At 62.7% G+C, this 7,316-nt stretch carries 5 protein-coding genes and 1 pseudogene; 1 reads left to right on the plus strand and 5 read right to left on the minus strand.

Annotated elements, in window-relative coordinates:
• The 4 genes and pseudogenes from NMG70_RS29410 to NMG70_RS29425 form a co-directional block, all read right to left on the minus strand.
• Window positions 1–482 (minus strand): annotated as a pseudogene (locus NMG70_RS29410) (hypothetical protein); the annotation flags it as partial.
• Window positions 483–821: 339 nt separating this feature from the next.
• Complete coding sequence (locus NMG70_RS29415; protein WP_254027726.1) at window positions 822–1,913, minus strand: patatin-like phospholipase family protein; 1,092 nt, start codon at window positions 1,911–1,913, stop codon at window positions 822–824.
• Window positions 1,914–2,038: 125 nt separating this feature from the next.
• On the minus strand, window positions 2,039–4,261 hold the full coding sequence (locus NMG70_RS29420) for a xanthine dehydrogenase family protein molybdopterin-binding subunit (protein WP_254027727.1): 2,223 nt from the start codon (window positions 4,259–4,261) through the stop codon (window positions 2,039–2,041).
• Window positions 4,262–4,263: 2 nt separating this feature from the next.
• Entirely contained in the window at window positions 4,264–4,743 is a 480-nt protein-coding gene (locus tag NMG70_RS29425; protein WP_254027730.1) for a (2Fe-2S)-binding protein, read from the minus strand.
• Window positions 4,744–5,424: 681 nt separating this feature from the next.
• Here NMG70_RS29425 and NMG70_RS29430 point away from each other — a divergent pair.
• A complete protein-coding gene (locus NMG70_RS29430) occupies window positions 5,425–5,733 on the plus strand; it encodes a hypothetical protein (protein WP_254027728.1) in 309 nt (102 codons plus the stop codon).
• Window positions 5,734–5,843: 110 nt separating this feature from the next.
• On the opposite strand, the gene NMG70_RS29435 is transcribed toward NMG70_RS29430, so the two are convergent.
• Window positions 5,844–6,866 (minus strand): alcohol dehydrogenase catalytic domain-containing protein, encoded by a 1,023-nt coding sequence (locus NMG70_RS29435; RefSeq protein ID WP_254027729.1) that lies wholly within the window; start codon window positions 6,864–6,866, stop codon window positions 5,844–5,846.
• Window positions 6,867–7,316: the final 450 nt, after the last annotated feature.

Consider the following 7,316-nt stretch of genomic DNA (forward strand, 5'->3'; position numbering starts at 1 on the left):
AGACCGCGCTCGTGAACCTTGCCAGCCGCTACGGCTATGCCAATGGCAAGACGCAGAAAGAGTGAGAGCTCGGCCGCCATGCCATGCTTGCGCTCCCCGATCAGCCGACTGAGCGGCACGCCGCCGCAGTCCTCCAGGATCAGCGCGCTGCGGCCATTGTCCTTGATAAACTCCAGGGGCTTTGCCGCCCACGCACTGTCGAGCTCGTCCCTCAGGCCATATTCGTGCGCGAGTCTGTCCAGCCAGGCTCGGCTCGGGTGCTCGGTCGCAGGCCGCACCACCAGGACAGGCTGCGGCCCGGCCTTCTCGTCCTGGCGTATCTGCCGTGTGACAACGCGTTCGCCGTCATCCCAGGCGGCTTGGAGCGGGTCAGGCCGGGCCAGATTCGACATCGCCTGCCAGCCAGGAGCGTCTAGGCGCTCCTGGCTGCCTGTGATTTTCCTGGCGCTCCTCTTCGGCCCGCCTTGGACGGTGCCGTTCATCTTCACACCGCTCCGCTCGTTATTGCCCACATCCATCTTGGAGGCTTCACCGACTTCCCTCTCGTGTCAACGCGCTCCATTCTGGGATCCGGCAAGGCTGATCGCATCTTTCGCTGACTTCATCCGCGCCCACCTTCCGGTCGCAGAGCATGCTCCTTAAACACGGCCCGCAAAAGACAGGGGCCGCGAAAGCGTTGTTCTGCCGTTTTGGGGGGCCGCGCCGGCAAGGGGGGAGGTTCTTGCGGTCAAGGGCACACCGGCGCGGCAGTCGGCCCCTGGTGGGAGGAACAGGATCTCAGGGCCGTTTTAACGTTAACCCTGCCTGGACTACTCTTGGTATTATGCCGGCGTATAAGCGCTTAACCGTTTTGGCGGGTTTCCTAAACCAGCCTGATCAACTATGTCAGGCAACGTGGCCTTGACGATGCTTGGTTCTGCTGTCGTCTTGCCGTTGCGGATGATGTAAAGCCGCGCCTTGAGCCGCGTGTGGAACGTCTGGTCGATCTCGCGCAGGCTCAACCCGGCGGACATCAGAAAGACCTGGTTGCTGGTGCCACCGTCGACATGCATTTCGTGATAGGTCTTGCCCGCTGCAGTCACCTCCAGTTCGACGGGGGGAAAAATGCCGGGAATGGATGTGGAAGCCAGGATGACTTGCTTGAAGAGCTTCAACCGGTCCAGCCGATTGCTCGCTGCGATGGCACCCATGTCCCAGATTACCGCTCGATCCGCGTCGAGGTTGGTTGGTCCGATGAAGAGTCGCCGTCCCTTCCCCGACTCCCGGGCGATCTGATCGAGCATATCCTCGGTAATGTGTTCGTCGAGCAGCTTGGCGAGCGGCGCGTTGCTCGTGAAGGAGGCGCTCGACAGCACGCCGAGGATGCTGTGCTTGATATAGATGTTGGCATCCTTGACGTGGTGAAGCCCCTGCTTGAGCTTGTCGTCGTAAGCCGGCCCAAGGAACGCGAATGGCGCGATCAAAGATCCAGTACTGATGCCGGTGACAATGTCGAACTTGGGCCTGGTCCCGGCCTTGGCCCAGCCGGCGAGAATTCCAGCTCCGAACTCGTCGCTGCTGCCACCGCCGGAAAACGTCAGCGCATCGAGCTGTCGCAGTTTTATGATGGGTGGGTCTTGGCCGCCTTTATCCGCTCGTCGCGAAATGAGACGAGCCGATCGGCCGGGAAACTTGCATAGGAATCGCCCCAGTCGCGTATGTCGCCGGGGGTAGCCACTCAATTCGGCTGTGGCCATGACCGCTGCTCGTGGCTCCCTCCCCTCGAGCGAAACGTCATGCAGAACGGTGTCGCGCAGTGGCCAACGGCTAACGACGGCATGACCATAGTGGCCGTCCGGCGCAGTGATCACGCGAGCTTCGGCCGCGTGCGTTCCAAGTGCGTCTTTCAGATATTCGAAGGCGGGGTTGGTCAAGCCGGTCTTGCGCCGAGCATCAGATCAGGCACACGCGACGATGTAGCCCGATAACTCACCCGCCGAGGTCTGCGAGAGGATGAAACGAGATGGAGGATCGGTCTTCCCGGCGCCAGGTCAGCCGGTTAGTCTGGCGCTCGCAAAGCGACCGTGTCGACCGGCAGCTTGCGCAAGCGCCTGCCGGTCGCGGCAAAGATCGCGTTGGTCACGGCAGGACCGATAGCCGATGTTCCAGCTTCTCCCATGCCGCCCGGGGGTTCCGAGCTTTCGACGATGTGCACTTCGATTGCCGGCGTCTCGTCCATGCGCAGTATCTGATACGTATCGAAGTTGGCTTGCTCGACACGCCCGTCCTTCACCGTGATCTGGCCATAGAGGGCCGCCGTGATCCCGAAGATCACGCCGCTTTGGATCTGGGCTCGGACGATGTCCGGATTGACGACCGTGCCGCAGTCGACGGCGCAAACCACCCGGCGGATGCGCACGCCGCCGTCGCTATTCACCTCCACCTCGGCGACTTGCGCTAGATAAGTCGCGAAGGCGAACTGGAGCGAGACGCCCCGGCCGGCGCGCTCGGGCAGCGGCTGGGCCCAGCCCGCCTTTTCTGCGGCAAGTTCGAGTACGGCTTTGGCACGGGGTGACTGTCCGAGAAGGGCATGCCGATAGGCGACCGGGTCCTGCTTCGCCGCTGCGGCCAATTCGTCCATAAAACTTTCCGTGACGAAGACATTGTGCGAGGGCCCGACGCCGCGCCAGAACGCGGTCGGAATCCCCGGCGGCTCCACCCGCACATACTCGACGTGCATGTTGGGCAATGAATAGACCAGATGGATCGCACCTTCGGTCGTATCGGCGTCGAGGCCGTTGTTGAAGCCCGGTGGCCACCACCGCGCCATGACCGAGGATCCGGCGAAGCAGTTCTTCCAGGCGACCGGCATCCCTTTCGCATCCAACCCGGCGGAGATCCGGTCGAAGAACATCGGCCGGTACATGTCGTGCTGAATGTCTGCCTCGCGCGTCCACACGACCTTGACCGGCGCATCGACGTGCTTCGCGATCTCCACGGCACGCGTCACGCCGTCCAGCTCCAGCCGCCGGCCGAAGCCCCCGCCGATCAGGTGGTTGTGGACGACGACCCTGTCGAGCGGAACGCCGGCTGCATCGGCAACGGCAGCCTGGACTCGCGCAATCACCTGAGTGCCAACCCAGACTTCGACCTCGTCGCCGCGGAAGTGGACCGTACAGTTCATCGGCTCCATCGTCGCGTGCGCGAGGAACGGGACATAGTACGTAGCTTCGAGCTGGGTGGCGGCACTCGCCATTGCGCTGTCCGCATCGCCGATGTCTTGCGCCACCGCTCCCGGGCCGAGCGTCGCCCTCTCAAGCTCGGCCGCGATCGCGTCTGTGCTCAGCTTGGCGTGGGGACCGTCGTCCCATTCGATCACCAACGCCTCAAGGCCTTTCTTCGCCGCGCCCATGTGATCGGCCACCACGGCGACCGCATCACCCAGCACAACGATCTGACGTACGCCGTTCACGGCCCTTGCCGCCGCATCGTCTACGGTTTTCACGCGGCCGCCAAAGACCGGCGATTGCGCCAAGGTCGCGACCTTCACACCCGCCGGGCGAACGTCGATGCCGTAGACGGCCGTGCCGTCCACCTTCGCCGGCGTGTCGAGGCGCTTGGCGGGCGTACCGATCAGCCGGAACTCCTCTGGTCGCTTGAGCTCGACGCGCGCGGGGACGGGCATCTGCGCCGCGTCGGCGGCGAGCTCGCCATAGCTGAGCCGCCGCCCGGTCGGCGCGTGAAGCACTTCACCGCTTTGCGCGCGGCAGGACCCGGACTCGACGTTCCAGCGCGCGGCCGCTGCGGCGATGAGCATGGTTCGCGCGACCGCACCGGCTTCCCGCAACGGCTGCCAGGCCGCGCGTATGGAACTCGAGTTGCCGGTTGCCTGCACCCCGAGCAGCGGGTTCGCATAGAGCGTCTCGTCAGGCGGCGCGTGCTCCAAAGTGACCTGCTCCAGGTCCACCTCCAGCTCCTCCGCGATCAGCATCGGGATGGAGGTGTAAGCGCCCTGGCCCATCTCGACGTATGGCATGGTCAACGTGACCTGCCCGTCGGCGGCAATTCGGATAAAGGCGCTGGGAGTGAACGGGGAAGTCTCGGCTTCGGCCTTCGTGACAGCACTCGCGGTGTGTCCACCCGGATCAGGTCGAAGATGTTTGGCGAGCCCGGGTAAGCCGAAGACCACAAAAAGCGCGCCCCCGGCACCGAGACCAACCTTCAACATATCGCGGCGCGACACCGGCTGTGGCGCGGAACGATTGTTCAGATGATCGGTCATGATCAGCCTCCTTGCTGCCTCGAGGTCGAGGTCGCGGCGGCTTGCTTGATAGCTTCGCGGATGCGCAGATAAGTCCCGCAGCGGCAGGCGTTACCGGCCATCGCGGCATCGATGTCTGAATCGCTTGGATCAGGATTGCCGGCTAGGAGCTCCGCCGCGGACATGATCTGCCCGGACTGGCAGTAGCCGCATTGCGGGACATCAAGGTCGAGCCAAGCCTTCTGGATCTGTGCGCCGACCGGCGTAGCGCCGATGGCCTCAATCGTCGTGACTTCGGCCCCCTCCACGCTGTCGACGGGCGTGATACAGGAGCGCGTGGCGACGCCGTCGATATGCACGGTGCAGGCGCCGCAGAGCGCCGCCCCGCAGCCGAACTTCGTGCCGGTCATGCCGAGCACGTCGCGAATGACCCATAGGAGCGGTGTGTCGCCGTCGACATCAACCGCCTTCGGAGCCCCGTTTATTTGCAGCGTGAAACTCATCTTGGTCATCCGATCGTCATTGGAGCAGCGCGGCGCGGCTGAGTCGCTGGATTCAGGATGTGGTGCGCACAAACGGCCCGATGTGCTCGCTGTGGCCTGCGGGTGCTCGCGCCACATCCCAGTGAACTCTTTGACCTCGTTCTTGCCGCCCTTGCCCATGATAAGGCGCGTGACGCAGGCCCCACGCCCCGGCGCTCGTGCTTGGTCCTGCCTGCTCTGCTGAAGAGCCATGATTACTAGTCATCAGAAAAATCCGGGTTGCCAAGAAGTATCTTCTCGCATGTTTCTCTTTTCCTGGAACCGTTCAGGAGTATTCCTCCGCGACAAGCACAGCTAACCTTTGGCGAAGTCCACCCGCTATTATGCCGAGGTATAAAGAGCTAGCCTTTTAGCCTAACCGCTAGCCGGGATCGACGTACGGCCTCAAGAAGGCCGCGCCTACAGCCTCGGCCGAACGCCTCCAAAAGATGCACGGACGGGGACGGGGCACTAGGGCCCGCCCTTTGCTCGGTTCTCGCGCCGCCAGAGCGGCTGTAGGTTCGTGTAATGGCAGAGCTGGATTAGCTCGCCAATGTCCCTTGCCAGTCCCAACGGTTTGACGTGGTCAACCTCCCACTGTCGGTATCGCTCCCACGACATGCCGGGACGGAACTGCGATCCGATATGATCGCGGAGTTCGGGATGGTCGCAGCCGACCGCACCAGCAGGGCTAGCGCGAGCGCGGACACGGATTGGGCCCGCCTTGTTATTCAGAGCTCGCAATCACCCATTGAGTTCGGCATGGGGGTCCGCGCGAATCTCAAGGCGGACATCGGGGAAGCGATTACCCAAGGTCGGGTGAGCGTGCGCGACGTAGAGTTGGCAGCCGACATCGCAATTGGAATATGGCTTGAGGTGACGCGCGGAATTATTGCGCGAGGTCCCCGGCCCGGAACGACCAGCCAAGCGCTCGACGCGACGCTTCGAGCTCTCGGCCTCGGCCAGCGCTGAATAGGGTTGGATAAAGCATCTCGGCCGGACGCATGTTTTGATGGACAACGCACCTTATGAAAGCCTGAGGTGCGCCCCTTCGCGCTCGTCGCAACGTCTCGACTGTGGTGTCAGGGCAGCAGCAGCACGCGCCCCGGCTGTCTTTTCCGGACGTGGTCAAAAGCCACGCCTGCTGCGGCGAGCGGCTTGCACAGCCCGATCGGCAGGCTGACATGGTTGTGTTCGACGAACTGGCGCAAATCATCCAGTGCTGCCTTGTCCGGCTTGAAGAGGACCCATGTGTAATTGTTGGCGCCCTCCGGCAGCGCGCGTCGGTGATCCTTCTTTTGCGAGACTGTCTTTAGCATACCGCGCAGCCAGCCAAGCCGGTCGAAGTTCCCTAACATTGGGTGCACGGTGGTTGCGTGACCGAGCGCACCGTCGCGCAGACAGCCTAGCAATGCGCGATCATCTTCCCAAGTGGCGAAGTTGAGAGTTGCGTCAAAAGTACGCCCCAGGGAGCCGAACAACTTGTCTGTTTGCTCGACCACTTCGCTGGCACCCGCCTCAAGACACACTTTGCTGTTTGACCTCCGAGCAATCGCCGTAACTCTCGCGCCCCATGCGGAGAGCATCTGCGTTGCTAACGTCCCCAGTCCGCCGGCGGCACCGTGGACCAGCACGGTCTTTCCGGCGGCGTTCTCCCGGGTAAGGCCGGCTCCGCGTACAGCCAGCCACATTGTCGTGAAGCTGTAGGGAATTGCCGCGAGCGGGTGAAGGTCAAGGCCTTCCGGAACGGCCAGCACGTGGATAGCCTTGACCAGCACATGGCTGGCGTGAGTCCCCGCGGTTGAAGCAGGCTTTACGCCGTAAACTCGATCGCCGATCTTGAAGGTCACCACCCGGCAGCCTACCGCCGTAACCGTACCCGCAAGGTCGTTGCCGAGCACTAACGGAAACCTGCCGGCTCCGATCAGCGATAGCAGCCTCCTGCCGTAGCCCTCGGAGCGGCGCACATCGATCGGGTTGACCGAAGCCGCGGTCACGGCGACTTCGATTTCATCTGCCGCCGGCCTTCGCCTTGTAAATTGACGAACTGTAAACCCGTCCGAGCCGCCAGGCCCGAGGCACAGAGCTGCAGCGCCTGATGTCATGCCCTGGACCTCCCTGCCTTGCCGAGGTCGGCGCCGACACACTCCAACACCTCCGATTTGAATGCATACTGTCCGAGGGTGATCTTCAACGCAGTTGCGAACCCGTGGCACCGGATACGGAGCACGTGCGACCCTGGAGCTTGAGATACGCTTGTCACTAGCCTTTCCTCCTGTCTGGCAAACGCCCACCGCTAATCACATTTGTACATTATAGTCAAAACGACTAGATAGTCAATATGAACTATGCAGCGGCCTGAATTCAATAGCTGCTCGGCCGCAAGCAGCGCTTCGCGAGAAAGGCGAACCCGAATGGCGCCAATCTCATTCGTTCGAGTACAGGGGCGCGCAATGAGGCGTTTGTGCTCGGGACACGTATCGCCCCGCTTGTGGGTGATAGCTCCAGCTCGCGATCAAGGGGACAGTGACTGCGCGATAACACTTTCGCTCTCG

It is taken from the genome of Mesorhizobium ventifaucium (genome assembly GCF_935822925.1).
Lineage (GTDB): Bacteria > Pseudomonadota > Alphaproteobacteria > Rhizobiales > Rhizobiaceae > Mesorhizobium > Mesorhizobium ventifaucium.

What these genes read in the sequence shown, in the direction of transcription:
- NMG70_RS29420 (WP_254027727.1), bottom strand. Translation starts at nt 4,261, where the DNA reads ATGACCGATCATCTGAACAATCGTTCCGCGCCACAGCCGGTGTCGCGC.
- NMG70_RS29425 (WP_254027730.1), bottom strand. Translation starts at nt 4,743, where the DNA reads ATGAGTTTCACGCTGCAAATAAACGGGGCTCCGAAGGCGGTTGATGTC.
- NMG70_RS29430 (WP_254027728.1), top strand. Translation starts at nt 5,425, where the DNA reads ATGGTCGCAGCCGACCGCACCAGCAGGGCTAGCGCGAGCGCGGACACG.
- NMG70_RS29435 (WP_254027729.1), bottom strand. Translation starts at nt 6,866, where the DNA reads ATGACATCAGGCGCTGCAGCTCTGTGCCTCGGGCCTGGCGGCTCGGAC.